The organism is Plantactinospora sp. B24E8, from assembly GCF_039871735.1.
Taxonomy (GTDB): domain Bacteria; phylum Actinomycetota; class Actinomycetes; order Mycobacteriales; family Micromonosporaceae; genus Plantactinospora.
Window position 1 is genome coordinate 13,848 of the sequence record NZ_JBDPMH010000022.1, and the last position, 15,070, is coordinate 28,917.

Sequence of the window (15,070 nt, forward strand, 5' to 3'; positions counted from 1 at the left end):
GTGACACGCGGGCAGCTGCGCATCTACCTCGGGGCCGCCCCCGGCGTCGGCAAGACGTACGCGATGCTGGAGGAGGCGCAGCGGCGGGCCGCGCGCGGGACGGACGTGGTCGTGGGTCTGGTCGAGACCCACGGCCGCCGGCACACCACGGCGATGCTCGGCGACCTGCCGGTGCTGCCCCGTCGGGCGGTCCGCTACCGCGACGTCGACCTCACCGAGCTGGACCTCGACGCGCTGCTGGCCCGGCGGCCCGAGGTGGCGGTGGTCGACGAACTCGCGCACACCAACGTCCCCGGATCGCGCAACGCCAAGCGCTGGCAGGACGTCCAGGAACTGCTCGACGCCGGGATCGACGTGCTGTCGACGGTGAACGTTCAGCACCTGGAGTCGCTCAACGACGTGGTCGAACAGATCACCGGCGTCGTGCAGCGGGAGACCGTGCCGGACGGGGTGGTCCGGGCCGCCGAGCAGGTCGAGCTGGTCGACATGACCCCGGAGGCGCTGCGCCGACGGATGGCGCACGGCAACATCTACGCGCCGGACAAGATCGACGCCGCGCTGGCCAACTACTTCCGGATCGGCAACCTCACCGCGCTGCGGGAACTCGCCCTGCTCTGGCTCGCCGACCAGGTCGAGGACCAGCTCGACCGGTACCGGGCCGACCAGGGCATCGCGGCCACCTGGGAGACCCGGGAGCGGGTCGTGGTCGGCCTCACCGGGGGAGCTGAGGGGGAGACGCTGATCCGCCGGGCCGCCCGGATCGCCGCCCGGAGCAAGGGCGCCGAGCTGCTGGCGATCCACGTCTCCCGCAGTGACGGGCTGCGCGGCGCCGACCCGGCGATGCTGAGTCGGCAGCGGCTGCTGGTGGAGCGGCTCGGCGGGACGTACCACCAGGCGGTCGGCAGCGACATCCCGGCGGCGCTGCTGGACTTCGCCCAAGGAGTGAACGCGACCCAGATCGTGCTCGGCGCGAGCCGGCGGGGGCGGCTGGCCCGGATCCTCTCCCCGGGGGTCGGCTCGACCACCACGGCGCTGTCCGGGCCGATCGACGTACACCTGGTGACGCACGAGCAGGCCGGACAGGGCCGTCGCTCCGGGCCGGTGCCGGCGGCGCTCTCCGCCCGGCGTCGGCTGATCGGCTTCGGACTGGCCGTCGCCGGCATCCCTCTGCTGACGTACCTGCTCTGGCTGCTCAGCGACGAACTCTCGCTCACCAGCGACCTGCTGCTCTTCCTCGCCGCGGTGGTCGGGGTGGCGCTCGTCGGTGGGTTGTGGCCGGCGCTGCTCGCCGCGGTCAGCGGCTCGATCCTGATCAATTTTTTCTTCACCCCGCCGATCCACACCCTGACCATCTCGGCCCGGGAGAACCTGCTGGCGCTGGGCGTCTTCCTGCTGGTCGCCGTCTCGGTCAGCGGGGTGGTGGACCTGGCCGCCCGGCGTACCCGGGAGGCGGCCCGGGCCAGCGCCGAGGCACAACTGCTCGCCACCGTCGCCGGTGGGGTGTTGCGCGGCGAGCGACCGCTCACCGCCCTGCTGGACCGGTTGCGGGATACGTTCGGCCTGAGCTCGGTCACCCTGCTGGAGCGGCTACCGGACGCGCCCGACAGCCCGGACCGGCAGCGTGACCCGCGCGCCTGGCGGGTCGCCGCCAACGTCGGCACGGACCCCTGCGGCACCCCGGCCGCCGGGGACGCCGAGGTACGCGTCGACGACCAACTCACCCTGGTGCTGCGCGGACGGGTCCTGCCGGCGGCGGACCGGCGCATCGTGGCGGCGTTCGCCGCCCAGGCCGCGGTCGCGCTGCGGCAGGAGCGGCTGGCCGAGGAGGCGGCGGCGGCCCGGCCGATCGCCGAGGCGGACCGGATGCGCACCGCGCTGCTCGCCGCGGTCAGCCACGACCTGCGTACCCCGCTCGCCTCGGCCAAGGCGGCGGTGACCAGCCTGCGCAGCGCCGACGTCGAGTTCGACGCCGACGACCGGGCCGAACTGCTGGCCACCGCCGAGGAGTCGCTGGACCGGCTCGGCCGGCTGGTCGCCAACCTGCTGGACATGAGCCGGTTGCAGGCCGGCGCGCTCGGCCTGCGTCCGGCCACCTTCGGGGTGGAGGAGGTCGTGCCGTCGGCCCTCGACGAGCTGGGCCCGGCGTCCGGACAGGTCCGGGTGAACCTGCCGGCGCGGCTGCCGGCGGTCCGCTCCGACCCCGGCCTGCTGGAGCGGGTGCTGGTGAACCTGGTCGCCAACGCCCTGCGGTTCAGCCCGGCGGACCGGCCGCCGACGATCAGCGCCAGCACCCACGGCGGCTTCGTCGAGCTGCGGGTGGTCGACCAGGGTCCGGGCCTGCCCCGGGACCGGTGGGAGCGGGTCTTCCTGCCGTTCCAGCGGGAGGGGGACCGGGACAACCACGCCGGGGTCGGGCTCGGGCTGGCGCTGTCCCGGGGCCTGGCCGAGGCGATGGGCGGCACGCTGGAGCCGGAGGAGACCCCCGGCGGGGGACTGACCATGGTGCTGCGGCTGCCGGTGGCGGACGAGGAGGGGGTCGGGTGACCCGGGTACTGGTGGTGGACGACGAGCCGCAGATCCTGCGCGCGCTGCGGATCAACCTGCGGGCCCGGCGGTACGACGTGGAGGTGGCCGCCGACGGGGCGAACGCGCTGCGGTTGGCCGCCAGCCACCGTCCCGACCTGGTGGTGCTCGACCTCGGACTGCCGGACATGGACGGGGTGGAGGTCATTCGGGGGCTGCGCGGCTGGACCCGGGTGCCGATCATCGTGCTCTCCGGGCGCGCCGGCAGCCAGGACAAGGTCGCCGCGTTGGACGCCGGGGCCGACGACTACGTGACCAAACCGTTCGGGGTCGACGAGCTGCTGGCCCGGATCCGCGCGGTGACCCGACGGGCGGTCGGGGCCGGCGAGGAGGTCCCGGCGGTCCGGATCGGCCGGCACACGGTGGACCTCGCCGCGCACGCGGTCCGGGCCGACGACGAGCGCGAGGTCCGGCTCACCCCCACCGAGTGGCACCTGCTGGAGATCCTGGTCCGCAACCCGGGCCGACTGGTCAGCCAACGCCAGCTGCTGCACGAGGTGTGGGGGCCGCAGTACCAGTCCGAGACGAACTACCTGCGGCAGTACCTGGCGCAGTTGCGGCGTAAGCTGGAGGACGATCCGGCCCGCCCCCGGCACCTGCTCACCGAGCCGGGCATGGGCTACCGCTTCCAGCCCTGAGCCGGCAGTCTCCGTTCGGGGCGTGTCGGCCAGATCCCGCCTTCCGCGCGATCAGACCGGCAACGGCAGCACGAGCAGATCCATGACCGGCCCCCACGGAAGATGCGACGTGCCAACCTTCCGCCAGCCGGCCCGCTCATAGAGGCGATGGGCAACCGATCGCGGATCAGATGCGAGGGTTGCCCACGCCTCGGACCGGCCGACGAGGAGAAGCCTCATCAGCTCAGCGCCGATGCCCTGCCGGCGATGGTCGGGATGGACGATCCATTCCATGACCGCAACCTTGCTCGCCGCCAGCAGCTCTCGATCTGGCTCGGCGTCGGCGCGTGACCACCACACGCCAGCCTGCATCGTCCATCCGTACGCGGCGCCTACCAGGTTGTCTTCCTGGATGGCCGTGACGACAGTGAACCCGGGACGGCCAGCCTCGTCAGGCAAGCTCGCCGCGAACCGCGCCACCTGATCCGGCCCTTCCTCGTACGGCGGCTCCGCGTACACGATGGCGTAGAGGTCGACAAGGGCGGGAATGAACGGCGCAACGGCAGCGCCAGCCAACATGGTGTAGTTGACGGTCACCGACGGGATGTTAGCCGCCCACACGGGCGGTCAACTCCCCGAACAGTGGCTGCCGCTGCTCAGTTGATGGCACGACGGTCGTCACCTGTCGTGCGACCGAGTAGAGCACCTCGTTGTGATGTTCCGCCGGCAGAGCGTCGATCAGATCTGCCGCATAGCGGAGCCCGTCCGACACATGTCCGCCCTGAATCAGGCACGACGCCCGGTGCAGCTGGACCTGAGTGCGGAGACGAACGTGGCTCCTCGGATACAGCTCCAACGCGCGGTCCTGCGCCGCCTCCGCCTTGGTCAACGCCCCGGTGTAGGTGTAAACGTACGACTCGGTGTGTCGCAGCCGGTGCTCCGGCCAACCCCACAGCGACTCGACCTCGCCCACGACCGTGTCAGGTAGGCGTTCGGTGACCTCGGCCAGTTGCTCGACCGTGGTGGTCGCTTCGGCGTGCCGACCGGCGAGGGCGAGGGCCTGCGCTCGGCCGGCAAGAAGCCCGCAGGTCGCGGCGGTCGGCCGAGACCCGGCAAGGGGCAGTGCTTTGTCCGATACCGCGATCGCCTGAGCAAGCGGGCGGCCGTCGTAGCATCCGTTGACCGTGGCCCACGCCCGCGTCAGCACCTGAGTGTCTGGATCATCGGACTGGTCGGCGAGCTGGTCCGCGGTCGACCACCAACGGCGGGCAAGATGTGGTTGACCAGAAGCAACCAGCCCGAGGGCGACGATCACGGACAGACGCGCGGCCACCCGCAGCAGCTCGACCTGCCGGTCCGTAGCATCGGCGGCTATTACAGCCTGCAGAACGGCGAGGTCAGCGGTGGCCTGGGCCATCAGATCGTCAGCGGGGGTTGTGTAGTAGTCGTAGCCGTAATCGGCAACGAGCCTGTTCCACTCGTCGACGTGGTTGTCGACCGTCGCACTAAGTCCGTGTCGCAACGCTTCGAGAGCCACCACCGGCCGTCCAATGCCGACAGCCGTCACGCTGAGCGCCCTGAGGACGGTTCGCCTCTGCATGTCTGCCTCGCCTGTTTGCCGCTCGTACGCAGCTATCAGCCTGCCACCAGCGTCGAGGGCCTTGTCACAGGCAGCGGCGAGTTTGGCGGTTGGTTCGCGCGCACCTCGCTCGATCTGTCCGAGATAGCCGAAGTCCCAGTTGACCAGCCGAGACATGGCTCGGAGCGACAGACCACGGCTGACTCTTGCGGCACGTAGGGCGGACCCGAAGGTAGACACTCCTGCTCCCCAGGGGGTGTGGGCTGTCCTGTGGGCCCACTGCTCACAACTGTCTGTACGTAACGGTACCGGTCACGCTACGTCTACGTCGTCCGATTGATTGAGCGGCGTGAAAGCTGGGCGCGGTAGCCGACCTCCATCAGTCGCTGGTGGTCCGCGTCGCGCCCGTCAGCCGCCAGGCTCGGTGCGCGCGTCCTCCGGCGCGCCGGTCCTGGCCCCGGAGAGGGCCCCGGCGTCCACTTTCGGCTGCCGCGCCCTCCCACTATGGAGGTACGGGTGCATAAGCGAATCGCACGCTGGTGGGCGGCGCGAGCCGTGCGACACGATGTCGCAACCATCCGGGGGGCGGCCCACCAGGCAGAGGAGGCTGCCGCCGCACAGCAACGGGTTCTCGAGTTGGCTCGCGGCCAGCGCGAGCCGCTGCCCGACTGGGCCGGGCCGACCCTGGTCGAAGGGCTGCCACTGCTTACGTTCGGGCAGCGGCGGCAGTATCGGGTACGGCCGTGACCGCTCCGACGCCGGCGCCCCCGCCGGACCATGACCCGGAGTGGCGAGCGCGGACGTGGGTGCTCGCGGCTGACAACCGCGCCGACCACTGTCGCCGGGTCGACGCCGTGATCCGGCATTGGACGGCCCCACCGACTATCGAGGAGCAGCGATGAACGCGCTCGCCGACGACGGGTCTTCCGGCACTGAGTACGCCATCGCGGCCTTGACCCTCGGTGCGCACCGGACCCGCCCCTGCGCGAACTGTCGCCGCGACGGAGCTGGCTGCCTGGCTGTGGAGTGGGCCCGTGAGGTGTACCGCCGGCACCTGGCGGTCGCGGCCCTCCTCGGCGGTGCTCGACCGGAGATCCGCGCTGGCCACGTCTCGACCGCGCTGGGACGGCTGTCGTGACCGCCCGGCTCCGGCTCTGCATATCGTGTGGCATCGCCGACCGGCTCGCCATCCGGCAGCCTGACGGACAGCCGGCGGCGCACCGGTGTGCTGGCCCCTGGCAGATTGTCGAGGTCGGGAGCTTGCGGGTCGTTCACTGCGGCTGCCCGAGTTGTGATCGGAGAACTCGATGACGGCGCTTGGCCCGGCGGTGCGGCTCGCCCACGAGATCATCATCGCCCACGCGGAGGGGCGCGACTGCCTGTACTGCCAGGACACCTGGTGCCTGGGTGCCGAGTGGGCCCTGGGCGTGGCGGCCCTGAACGACCGGCCACCGCCTTCGCCCGACGGCACGGCCCTGGTCACGGTCGTAGCACGACAGGTCTTGGCCGCGCACTGGCCACAGCCTGCCGGCGGCTGTGCCCCGTGCGGAGTGCCGGACTGCGATCGCGCGGACCTGGCCACGGCGTGGCTCGGACAGGTCGGCGAACCAGTGCCTGAAACGGCCGAGCAGGTCACCGAAGCGGTGCCATCCGACGCGGACCTCCACCGGATCACCGGCATGTAGACCACCCCGTCCTGGGGTGAACACCCTCCTTGATCAGAAGGGAGTTCGGATGCGGATCTGAACCAGCGTCACCCGAGCCGCGATGGTGCTCGCCGGAGCGGTAACCCGCCCAGGCCACGAACTGGGCGCGGAGTCTCAGGCCGAACCGGACGCCACGTCGCCGTACCTGCCTGTCCCGCCAGAAGTCCGTCAACCGGCACCCGCGAAGATCCAAGCCTTGGGCGAACGCCGTTTCCACCCTCAAGACCTGGAAGTCCTGGTCAAGGTCCGTTGCTGCCCCGCCGCACCACCCGAATCGTGCAGGCCATCCCCGTTCTCCAAGCCGACCAGGATGCCATCCTGGCGAAGACGATCAAGGGCTGGATGCCGGCTACCCATGGTGAAATGGCTCATTCGTCGTGTCCGGCGCCCCTCGTCAGCCAGAATGAGGTGCCAGTTGTATTGCGCCATCTCGCTACCATGGCCAGATGGCCGCTACCGCTGACCGGAAGCTGGCATGGGCTTGCCTTCTCTTCCTCCTAGCCTACTTCATGTTGCTGATCATGACCAATCTCGGCGATGTATGGGCAGCATGGTGGTCCGGGAAGTCCACTATGAACATGCGACTGTGGTCGTGCCCGATGCTGATCTGGAGTCGCATAGGGAAGGGCCTCCAGCTTTTAGCCGGGCTCGCCGTGATACTCGATCTAATCAATCTAGATCGGCTGCGGCGATCTGCGGTCAAACTTGACCGCAGAGGGCGCGAGCTCAGTCTTCTGGCGCCGGTAGAAAGGTACCGTGCCAGGGTGTACGGCGTTCGTGAAGAGCTCGCCGCGTGCATCGTGGAAATGAAGTACCTGGGGGCGCGAGGGGGCGCGACTGTCGACATCTCGTCTCTGCGAGTCAAGCCAAGCATCACCGTTTCCGAGGAGACGGCGAACCTAGTCGGCAAAGCCGATGTCGCCGAACTTCTGAGTAGACTGCATGCCGAGGCGGCCAAGGAAGAATGGAGTGGTGCGGAACTCTCGCGATACATCCGCGAGCGCATCGATAGCTTCCTTGCCGGACAGTTCGGTCCAGGTGGGCGGGGATGGTCGAGTGAGGTTGCTTACCGGTTTCGGGCGCGCAGCAGCATTTTCGGCCTTCTCGGCCTGCAGATGGCGATGCTTGCCACCGTAGCCGTGGGCATGGCCCTGGCCTCCACGGCGCTGAGTCGATGGATATCCGTACCCATTGTGGTCGCCGTATTTTTTGTGAGCGTCACCATCGGCGCACTGCCGTTAGAGGACTGGCGTCTAGGCGGATCCTTACTGGCAGCCTGGCACTCCGGCTGCGCCCGGATCTTGTGTCTCTTCGCCGACGTGATCGGCATTGCCCGGCCGGGGCACAAGTTCCGTTGGATGGCGCTCTGGCTTTTTCTTGCGGGTATGCACTTCGACTTGTTGGCCTCATGAAGCCTGGATTCGACCTCATGGGACGACGCAAAGGCTGATTCCCGCCCCGACGCCCCATTGTGGTGGCTTGCGGCGCCAAGCGAATGATGCTCTAAGCCGGGCTAGAGCACCTTTCTCGACCGCCGCGTTAGGTGTCAGCCGACTGCCGTAAATTCAAGGTCTCCGAGTGCGGCGCCGATTGATCGTGCCGTACATTACGCCGGAGCTGCGCTTCGCCCGCTCAAGGTCATCGACAATCTTTCCGGGTGGGACCGCGAACGATCCGCATAGCAGCAGGTCGTAGCAGCTGTTGGTCGGGCGGGCGGGACTCGAACCCCGACCAAGGGATCAGGAATCTTCTGTCCCAACCCGCCGACCCGCCCGACACTGCGCCGACGATCAGCGCAGTAGATCCGTACCAGCGGATTCGGCTCGTACCAGAGCCGCGCCGGCTGCCGTACGGGCGTCGCTGTCGACCGGATCGGGCGTCGCCGCCGTGGCGGCCTTCCGACCAGTCCGGGCGCGCATCACCAAGGCCAGCCCGACCAGTACGACCGCGCCGGCCATGATCTCCGTCCAGGTGATCGGCTCGTCCAGGAACAGTCGGGCGGCGGCGATGCCGAAGACCGGTACGAGCAGGCTGAACGGTGCCACCCGGGCCACCGAGTACTCGGCGATGAGCCGGTTCCACAGGCCGAAGCCGACCAGGGTGGAGAGGTAGCCGACGTAGCCGATGGCCAGAATCCCGGTCCAGCTCAGCCCGGTCACCGCGTCGAGCACCGCCTTCGGGCCGTCGACGATTCCGGCCAGGCCGAGCAGCGGCAGTGGCGGGACCAGGCTCGACCAGGCCAGCAGCGACAGTGGCCTGGTCTCGCCGCTGGCCCGGACCACGACGTTCGCCACGGCCCAGCAGAGCGCGGCGACGAGGGTGAGGACAAAACCGATCGCGGTGGCGTGCCCGCCGCCACCGGCGGCGAGCAGGGCGATGCCGGCCGAACCGGTGAGCACCCCGGCGATCTGGCCGCCCGACGGTCGCTCGCCCAGCAGGACGGCGGCGAGCAGCACCGACACCAGGGCCTGGGTCTGCAGCACCAGGGAGGCGAGCCCGGCCGGCATGCCGAGGTGGATCGCGGTGAAGAGCACGCCGAACTTGCAGACGCCGAGCAGCAGGCCGTATCCGATCACGTACCGTAGCCGCGCGGTGGGGCGGGGGACCAGGAACACCAGCGGCAGGGCGGCGGCGACGAACCGCAGTGCGGTCAACACCAGCGGCGGAAGCTCTCGCAGTCCGACCTCGATGACCACGAAGTTGACGCCCCAGAGGGCGGCGACCAGAACTGCCTGTGCACGGTGCGTGAATCTCATGGCCCAACGGTGCCGGTGTACCGGCTTAAGGTCCAGTTCAAGATTCTTAATCGACTGTGTAGCGTTGCTGCATGGATCTGGACGTCCGGCGGCTGAGGGTACTGCACGAGGTGGCGCTGCGGGGCGGCGTCACCGCGGCTGCGGCGGCGCTGCACGTCACCCCGTCCGCGGTCTCCCAGCAGCTTGCCCAGCTCGCCCGGGAGGCCGGCTATCCGCTGGTCGAACGCTCCGGCCGGGGTGTCGTGCTGACTCCCGCCGGGCAGCTGCTCGCCGGGCACGCGGAGCGGATCCTGGGCGCGGTGGAGCAGGCGGTGACCGGGCTGGCGGTGGCGCACTGGCGGGTCGCCGGGACCGTTCGGGTCGGGTCTTTCCCGTCCGCGGCCGGTGCGCTGGTCGCCCCGGCCGCCGCCCGGGCGATGGCCGCGCACCCCGACCTCGACGTACGGGTGAGTGAGGCCGAGGACGAGCAGAGCCGGCTGGACCTCCGCTCCGCCACCCTGGACATCGCGATTCTCCAGGAGTACGACCACGTCCCCGGCATCGCCACCGCCGAGCTGGACCGGTACCCGGTAGCGACCGACCCGATGCATCTGATCACGCCGGTCGGCTGGGGTCTGCGCACCGGCCGCCTTGGCGATCTCGCCGACGTGCCGTGGGTTGCCAGCGCGACACACACCCCGTGCGGCCGGTCCACGCTGCACGCCTGTCACCTCGCCGGATTCGAGCCCGACATCCGACACCGGGCGATCGACTTCGCGCTCACTCTCGACCTGGTCGCGGCCGGGCTCGGTGCCGCCCTGGTGCCGGGGATGGCGCTGCGCAACGTACCGCCCGGGGTGCACACCGAGCCACTGGTCCGGCCGGTCACCGGCCGCCGGATCTTCGCGGTCACCCGACCACGCGGCGCCGGTCCGGTCCATCCGGCGATCGCCGCCGTGCTGACCGCGTTGGCCGTTGGGGACGCGGCCGGGGAAACCACACCGGAGGCGTCGTACGCGATCAACGGCGGGGCACCCGGGTGAGGTCGCGGTCGGTCAGCCCGGTCGACGAGCCTCGCCCGCCGCGTCGGATGGTTCGGGTCACCACGACTCGACGAGCGGATCGTCGTGCTCGCGGCGCCGCCACTGCTCGCCGAGGCGGCGAAGGCGGCCCGGGGCGGCGATGCCGCGTACGACCGCGACCCGGTTCTCGCGGACGTCCAGGACCACCACGCCCACCACCCGGTCGTGCAGCGCGGCGATGATGGCCGGGGAGCCGTTGACCACGCCGGCGTATATCGAGGGGGAGCCGCCAACCAGCCTCCGCTTGGCCGGAGTCGGCCTCAAGCCGGCGCGCAGCGCGGCGGCGATCCGCTCGGGACCCGAGTAGCGCAGCAGTTTCCCGTCGGCCTGCCCGGCGCCGTCGGAGACCCCGGTCGCGTCGTCGGTGAGCAACGCCACCAGCCGTTCGGTACGGCCGGAGGCGGCGGCGTCGATGAACGCCGCGACGATTCGGCGGGCGGCGGCGCCGTCGACCACGCTGGCGACGCGCGCGGTGGCGACCCGGCGCCGGGCCCGGTGGGCGTGCTGCTGGCTCGCGGATTCGGTGATGTCGAGGATCTCGGCGATCTCGGCGTGGCGGTAACGGAACGCCTCACACAGGACGTAGACGGCCCGCTCGACCGGCGGGAGGCTCTCCATGAGCGTCAGCACCGCCAGCGTCACCGATTCGCGCTGTTCGGCGGCGTCGGCCGGGCCCAGCATCGGGTCGCCGTCGAGCAGCGGTTCGGGTAGCCAGGCGCCGACCGCGCGTTCGCGTCGCGTCCTCGCCGAACGGAGCCGGTCGAGGGCGAGGTTGGTGACCACCTTGGTCAGCCACGCCTCGGGGACGTCGATGTGTTCCCGGTCGGCGCCATGCCAGCGCAGGAACGCGTCCTGGACCGTGTCCTCGGCGTCGGTGGCCGAGCCGAGCAGGCGGTACGCGAGCGAGGCCAACCGGTCCCGGTTGGCCTCGAAACGCTCCACGGCGGCGGGTTCCATGCGGGCCACGCTAGCCAGTGACCACCTGGGTGGAGCGGCGGGGCGAGGTGGCCAGCCGGTGCCTGCGGGTCGGCAGTCCGAAGGTCGGGTTGCCGACGGCCCAGGCGGTGCCCCTGAGTACGCCCGCCTTGACGCGTGCGGCCGGACGGCCGCGCAGTGACCAGGACTTCGACCGCGCCTCGCCGTCGACCCCCTGGAAGATCGCGTCCTGCCCGCCGAGACCGATGCAGTTGCCGAGGTAGCCGAGCGAGGTCGTCGCGATCTTCCGACCGGTGAGGTCCCCGATTATCGCGGCCGTCGCCTGCATTCTGGTGAATCCGGCCGAGGCGCAGGACATCGGCAGCGGTCGACCGTTGTCGCCGATGGCGTAGGCGCTGTCACCGGCGGCGTAGACCCCGGGGTGCGAGACCGACCGCATCATCCGGTCGACGGTGATCCGGCCGTCTTCCTCGACCGCGAGTCCGCTGGCGGCGGCGATCGGGTGAACGGCGAAGCCGGCCGCCCACACGGTCACGTCGGCGGCGAACACGGTGCCGTCGGTGGCGATGCCACCGGTCTTCTCGACGCGGGCGATGGTGCGGTGTTCGTGGACGCCGATGCGGAACCGGTCGAAGGCGCGCCGCAGGTGACGGCGGCTCTTCGGATCCAGCCAACCGCCCAGTTCGCCGCTGGTCGTGAGGATGACCCGGAGTCCGGGTCGGGATTCGGCGATCTCGGTCGCGACCTCGATCCCGGTCAGGTTCCCGCCGACGACCACCACCGTGCCGTCGTCACCAAGCTCATCCAGGCGATGGCGCAGGCGCAACGCCGCCGGCCGTCCGGCGACGTGGTACGCGTGCTCGTGTACGCCCGGAACGCCGTGGTCGCCGATTGTGCTGCCGAGTGTGTAGAGGAGGGTGTCGTACCCGATCCGGTCGCCACCGTCGTCGTCGGCCACGGTGACGATCCGCTGCCCGGCGTCGACGGCGGTGACGCGGGCCAGGCGCAGCCGGATGCCTGTGCCCGCGAACATCTCCGCCAACCCGAGACGACGCAGGTCCCGGCCGGCGGCGACCTGGTGCAGACGGATCCGTTCGACAAAGTCGGGCTCGGGGTTGACGACGGTGATCTCGACGTCGTCGGGGTGGAGGTGGCGGGCCAGGTATCCGGCCGCCGAGGCTCCGGCGTAGCCGGCCCCGAGGACGATGATGCGGTGTCGCATGGTCGTGCTCCCGTCTGTTCGCGTGCCCTCTGAACGGGACAGCCCCCGGATTCCTGACAGGGCTCGCCTATGGCCCGCGTCACCATGGACCGACAGTGGCGCCTACGACCCGGCCCGCCGCGACGCTAGCCAAGGAACCGCTGGCTGGTGGATTCGATCCGTTCGATCTCGGAGCGGAAGAAAGTGGCGATCTCCGCGCAGCGGGCGAGGTCGGTGGGTCCGCCCTCCCGGCGGGGCAGGTCGGCGTACGGGCTGCCGATCACGACGATGTTCTCGTCGTTGAACTGGTTCGCCGGCGCCGTGTAGTTGAACGACCCGGCGATCACCACCGACTCGTCGATCACCATCAGCTTGTGGTGCAGTTTGCCGAAGGCGGGGGAGCGGACCGGGGCGTACAGCGCGATTCCGGCCCGGTCGAGTTCGTGGGTGGCGGCCCACTTCTGCATGCCCTGCCCGGGATCCACCACCCCGGTCACGGTACGTCCGGCAGCGGCCAACGCGATCATCGCGTCGTCGATCCCGGACGAGCCGGAGAAGGTGAAGATCGCGAAGTCGACCCGGGTGGACGCCTTCAGCATCTGCTTCATGATCTCCAACTCCGGGGCGTGGTCCGGGGCGAAGAGCACCTTCACCGGCACACCCCCGACCTGGTACGCGCTCGGCACCCGGCCGTGCTCGCCCCGACCGAACCGGCCCTGGCGGAGCCGGCCGAACTCGTCGGCGTACTCCCGGCAGATCCGGGCGTCGTGGAGGACCACCAGGTGGTTCAGGTTGCGGTGGCAGTCGGTGCCGGTGAAGTTCGCCGAACCGGTGAGCACCGCCGAGCGGGGCCCGGCCCGGCCCCGGTAGTCCCGGACGGCGAACTTCTGGTGGAAGATCGCCGGGTTGTAGTCGGCCTTGACGTCGACGTCGCAGCGCAGCAGCGCGGACACGATCCGCCGGTTCGGTTCGAGGCTGCGGGCCCCGCCCTCGGGCTCCCACTGTGCCCGGTGCAGGGCGTCCGACTCCGCCTCACCCGGCCGGGCGGTCACCCGGGGCAGTCTGGCGGTCCGCAGGTAGTCCTGCTCCAGCACCAGCCGGACGCCGACCCCACGGAACCGGGCGTCGAGGATCGCCTGGGCGATCGGCTCCGAGTCGAGTTCCTGGACCGCGATGTCCAGGCTCTCCCGGGCGCCGCCGACGAAGTCGACGACGACCTGTTCGAGGTTGTCGGCGGCGCCGAGCTCCGGCGGCCCGACGAAGGCCTCGATCTTCTTTCCGGCGAACCACGCCATGCCTCGCAGGCTCGCACCCCGGCGACCGCCCTCGTGTCAGCTTGACTACAGTCGCGGCCCGACGCGGTGAGGCGTACCTGTTCGGGTGGTTAGCTGATGGCCGTGTATCGGGAGCGGAGGTCCGGGCTGGCCGGCGCCGTGGTCTGGACGGCCATCCGGGACGTCGGATCCGGTCCGGGGCGGATCCTGCCGGACGGCTGCATGGACCTGATCTGGTCGAGCCGGGACGGCCTGCTGGTGGCCGGGCCGGACACGGTCGCGCACCTGGCCACCGCGACGACCCCGGAGCGCTACGTCGGGCTGCGGTTCGCACCCGGCACCGGCCCCGCCGTGTTCGGACTGCCCGCGTACGAGCTGCGGGACCAGCGGGTTCCGCTCGACCGGCTCTGGCCGGCGTCGGCCGTGGCGGAGCTGGCCGAGCGGGTGGCCGACGCGCCGTTGCCGTCCCGGGTCCTGGAGTCGGCGGCCCGGGACCGGCTGCTCGCCGCCGGCGGCCCCGACCCGCTGGCCGCGCCGGTGGTCACCGGGCTGGCGACCGGCGCGGACGTCGCCACGACCGCCGGGACGCTCGGGCTCGGCACCCGGCAGTTGCACCGGCGCAGCCTCGCGCTCTTCGGCTACGGGCCGAAGACGCTGGCCCGGATCCTGCGGATGCGCCGGGCGTTGGCGCTGGCCCGCGCGGGCCGGCCGGCCGCCGAGGTCGCCGCGATCGCCGGGTACGCCGACCAGGCACACCTGTCCCGGGAGATCAGGAGCCTGGCCGGCGTGTCGTTGCGGGCCCTCGTCGGTGACCGGGTCGGGCAGCGGTAGCTAGCCCTGGGTCGGTGCTCCGGGAAGTGCGGCGTAGAGGTCGACACCGTTGCCGTCCGGGTCGTGCAGCGTGGCGTACCGCTGACCCCAGAACGCGTCCCAGGGCTTGAGCGGCCCCTGGTAGCCGGCGGCGGTCATCATCTCGTACGTGGCGTCCACCTCGGCCGGGTCGGCGCACCGGAAGGCGAGGCTGATCCGTCCGTGGCCGGTCGGGTGGACGTACCCGGGATCGATGGAGTCGACCAGCTCGACGGTGTCCCACATCAACCGCAGGCCACCCGGCAGGACCACCTCCGCGTGTGGTTCGTGGTCCGCCGCCGCCGGGATGTCCAGCCCCAGCCGACGGTAGAACGCCAACGAAGCGGCCATGTCGGCCACAATCATCCCAAATGCGTCTAGTGTCGGTGTCATCGGTTCAGCCTAGGAATCGCGGCAGGCCGCCGTCTTGAACGAATCGGACGCGTCGGGCCGGACCCGAGGGCTTCGGCGGGGGTGGTGTGCGGGCCTCCGGCACGGGGACGGAGAG

Annotated in this window: 15 protein-coding genes; 8 read left to right on the forward strand and 7 right to left on the reverse strand. The window is 70.8% G+C overall.

Annotated elements, in window-relative coordinates; all coding sequences use genetic code 11:
• The gene (locus ABGB21_RS25505) at positions 1-2,544 is read left to right on the forward strand and encodes a DUF4118 domain-containing protein (RefSeq protein WP_347679902.1); all 2,544 of its coding nucleotides are present in this window, start codon (positions 1-3) and stop codon (positions 2,542-2,544) included.
• On the forward strand, positions 2,541-3,221 hold the full coding sequence (locus tag ABGB21_RS25510; RefSeq protein ID WP_347679904.1) for a response regulator: 681 nt from the start codon (positions 2,541-2,543) through the stop codon (positions 3,219-3,221). Before ABGB21_RS25505 ends, ABGB21_RS25510 begins: the two co-directional genes overlap by 4 nt.
• A gap of 51 nt (positions 3,222-3,272) precedes the next feature.
• Here the strand turns inward: ABGB21_RS25510 and ABGB21_RS25515 are convergent, their stop codons facing one another.
• Together ABGB21_RS25515 and ABGB21_RS25520 are read right to left on the reverse strand one after the other, a co-directional pair.
• Complete coding sequence (locus ABGB21_RS25515) at positions 3,273-3,797, reverse strand: GNAT family N-acetyltransferase (RefSeq protein WP_347657346.1); 525 nt, start codon at positions 3,795-3,797, stop codon at positions 3,273-3,275.
• 10 nt (positions 3,798-3,807) lie between these two features.
• The gene (locus tag ABGB21_RS25520; RefSeq protein WP_347657347.1) at positions 3,808-5,019 is read right to left on the reverse strand and encodes a helix-turn-helix transcriptional regulator; all 1,212 of its coding nucleotides are present in this window, start codon (positions 5,017-5,019) and stop codon (positions 3,808-3,810) included.
• A 315-nt stretch (positions 5,020-5,334) separates the two neighbouring features.
• Here ABGB21_RS25520 and ABGB21_RS25525 point away from each other — a divergent pair, with 315 nt between their 5' ends.
• The 4 genes from ABGB21_RS25525 (at position 5,335) to ABGB21_RS25540 (ending at position 7,897) form a co-directional block, all read left to right on the forward strand.
• On the forward strand, positions 5,335-5,526 hold the full coding sequence (locus ABGB21_RS25525; protein WP_347679906.1) for a hypothetical protein: 192 nt from the start codon (positions 5,335-5,337) through the stop codon (positions 5,524-5,526).
• Between the two features lie 151 nt (positions 5,527-5,677).
• Positions 5,678-5,917, forward strand: coding sequence for a hypothetical protein (locus tag ABGB21_RS25530; RefSeq protein ID WP_347657349.1), 240 nt, complete (start codon positions 5,678-5,680; stop codon positions 5,915-5,917).
• Between the two features lie 169 nt (positions 5,918-6,086).
• Positions 6,087-6,464, forward strand: coding sequence for a hypothetical protein (locus ABGB21_RS25535; RefSeq protein WP_347657350.1), 378 nt, complete (start codon positions 6,087-6,089; stop codon positions 6,462-6,464).
• Positions 6,465-6,931: 467 nt separating this feature from the next.
• A complete protein-coding gene (locus ABGB21_RS25540; protein WP_347657351.1) occupies positions 6,932-7,897 on the forward strand; it encodes a hypothetical protein in 966 nt (321 codons plus the stop codon).
• A gap of 378 nt (positions 7,898-8,275) precedes the next feature.
• On the opposite strand, the gene ABGB21_RS25545 is transcribed toward ABGB21_RS25540, so the two are convergent.
• On the reverse strand, positions 8,276-9,241 hold the full coding sequence (locus tag ABGB21_RS25545) for an EamA family transporter (RefSeq protein WP_347679908.1): 966 nt from the start codon (positions 9,239-9,241) through the stop codon (positions 8,276-8,278).
• 71 nt (positions 9,242-9,312) lie between these two features.
• On the opposite strand from ABGB21_RS25545, the gene ABGB21_RS25550 reads away from it, so the two are divergent.
• The gene (locus ABGB21_RS25550; protein ID WP_347657353.1) at positions 9,313-10,263 is read left to right on the forward strand and encodes a LysR family transcriptional regulator; all 951 of its coding nucleotides are present in this window, start codon (positions 9,313-9,315) and stop codon (positions 10,261-10,263) included.
• Positions 10,264-10,320: 57 nt separating this feature from the next.
• Here the strand turns inward: ABGB21_RS25550 and ABGB21_RS25555 are convergent, their stop codons facing one another.
• The 3 genes from ABGB21_RS25555 to ABGB21_RS25565 form a co-directional block, all read right to left on the reverse strand.
• The gene (locus tag ABGB21_RS25555) at positions 10,321-11,259 is read right to left on the reverse strand and encodes a sigma-70 family RNA polymerase sigma factor (protein WP_347679910.1); all 939 of its coding nucleotides are present in this window, start codon (positions 11,257-11,259) and stop codon (positions 10,321-10,323) included.
• Positions 11,260-11,269: 10 nt separating this feature from the next.
• Positions 11,270-12,460 (reverse strand): FAD-dependent oxidoreductase, encoded by a 1,191-nt coding sequence (locus ABGB21_RS25560; RefSeq protein ID WP_347657355.1) that lies wholly within the window; start codon positions 12,458-12,460, stop codon positions 11,270-11,272.
• Positions 12,461-12,585: 125 nt separating this feature from the next.
• Entirely contained in the window at positions 12,586-13,734 is a 1,149-nt protein-coding gene (locus tag ABGB21_RS25565; protein ID WP_347657356.1) for a phospholipase D-like domain-containing protein, read from the reverse strand.
• Between the two features lie 96 nt (positions 13,735-13,830).
• On the opposite strand from ABGB21_RS25565, the gene ABGB21_RS25570 reads away from it, so the two are divergent.
• Positions 13,831-14,544, forward strand: coding sequence for a DUF6597 domain-containing transcriptional factor (locus tag ABGB21_RS25570; RefSeq protein ID WP_347657357.1), 714 nt, complete (start codon positions 13,831-13,833; stop codon positions 14,542-14,544).
• Here ABGB21_RS25570 and ABGB21_RS25575 read toward each other — a convergent pair whose 3' ends face one another.
• Entirely contained in the window at positions 14,545-14,955 is a 411-nt protein-coding gene (locus tag ABGB21_RS25575; protein ID WP_347657358.1) for a VOC family protein, read from the reverse strand. It abuts the gene before it with no gap.
• Positions 14,956-15,070: the final 115 nt, after the last annotated feature.

Coding starts and splice junctions, on each gene's coding strand:
- ABGB21_RS25540 (WP_347657351.1), top strand. CDS start 6,932: ATGGCCGCTACCGCTGACCGGAAGCTGGCATGGGCTTGCCTTCTCTTC.
- ABGB21_RS25550 (WP_347657353.1), top strand. CDS start 9,313: ATGGATCTGGACGTCCGGCGGCTGAGGGTACTGCACGAGGTGGCGCTG.
- ABGB21_RS25565 (WP_347657356.1), bottom strand. CDS start 13,734: ATGGCGTGGTTCGCCGGAAAGAAGATCGAGGCCTTCGTCGGGCCGCCG.
- ABGB21_RS25535 (WP_347657350.1), top strand. CDS start 6,087: ATGACGGCGCTTGGCCCGGCGGTGCGGCTCGCCCACGAGATCATCATC.
- ABGB21_RS25570 (WP_347657357.1), top strand. CDS start 13,831: ATGGCCGTGTATCGGGAGCGGAGGTCCGGGCTGGCCGGCGCCGTGGTC.
- ABGB21_RS25560 (WP_347657355.1), bottom strand. CDS start 12,460: ATGCGACACCGCATCATCGTCCTCGGGGCCGGCTACGCCGGAGCCTCG.
- ABGB21_RS25545 (WP_347679908.1), bottom strand. CDS start 9,241: ATGAGATTCACGCACCGTGCACAGGCAGTTCTGGTCGCCGCCCTCTGG.
- ABGB21_RS25555 (WP_347679910.1), bottom strand. CDS start 11,259: ATGGAACCCGCCGCCGTGGAGCGTTTCGAGGCCAACCGGGACCGGTTG.
- ABGB21_RS25575 (WP_347657358.1), bottom strand. CDS start 14,955: ATGACACCGACACTAGACGCATTTGGGATGATTGTGGCCGACATGGCC.
- ABGB21_RS25530 (WP_347657349.1), top strand. CDS start 5,678: ATGAACGCGCTCGCCGACGACGGGTCTTCCGGCACTGAGTACGCCATC.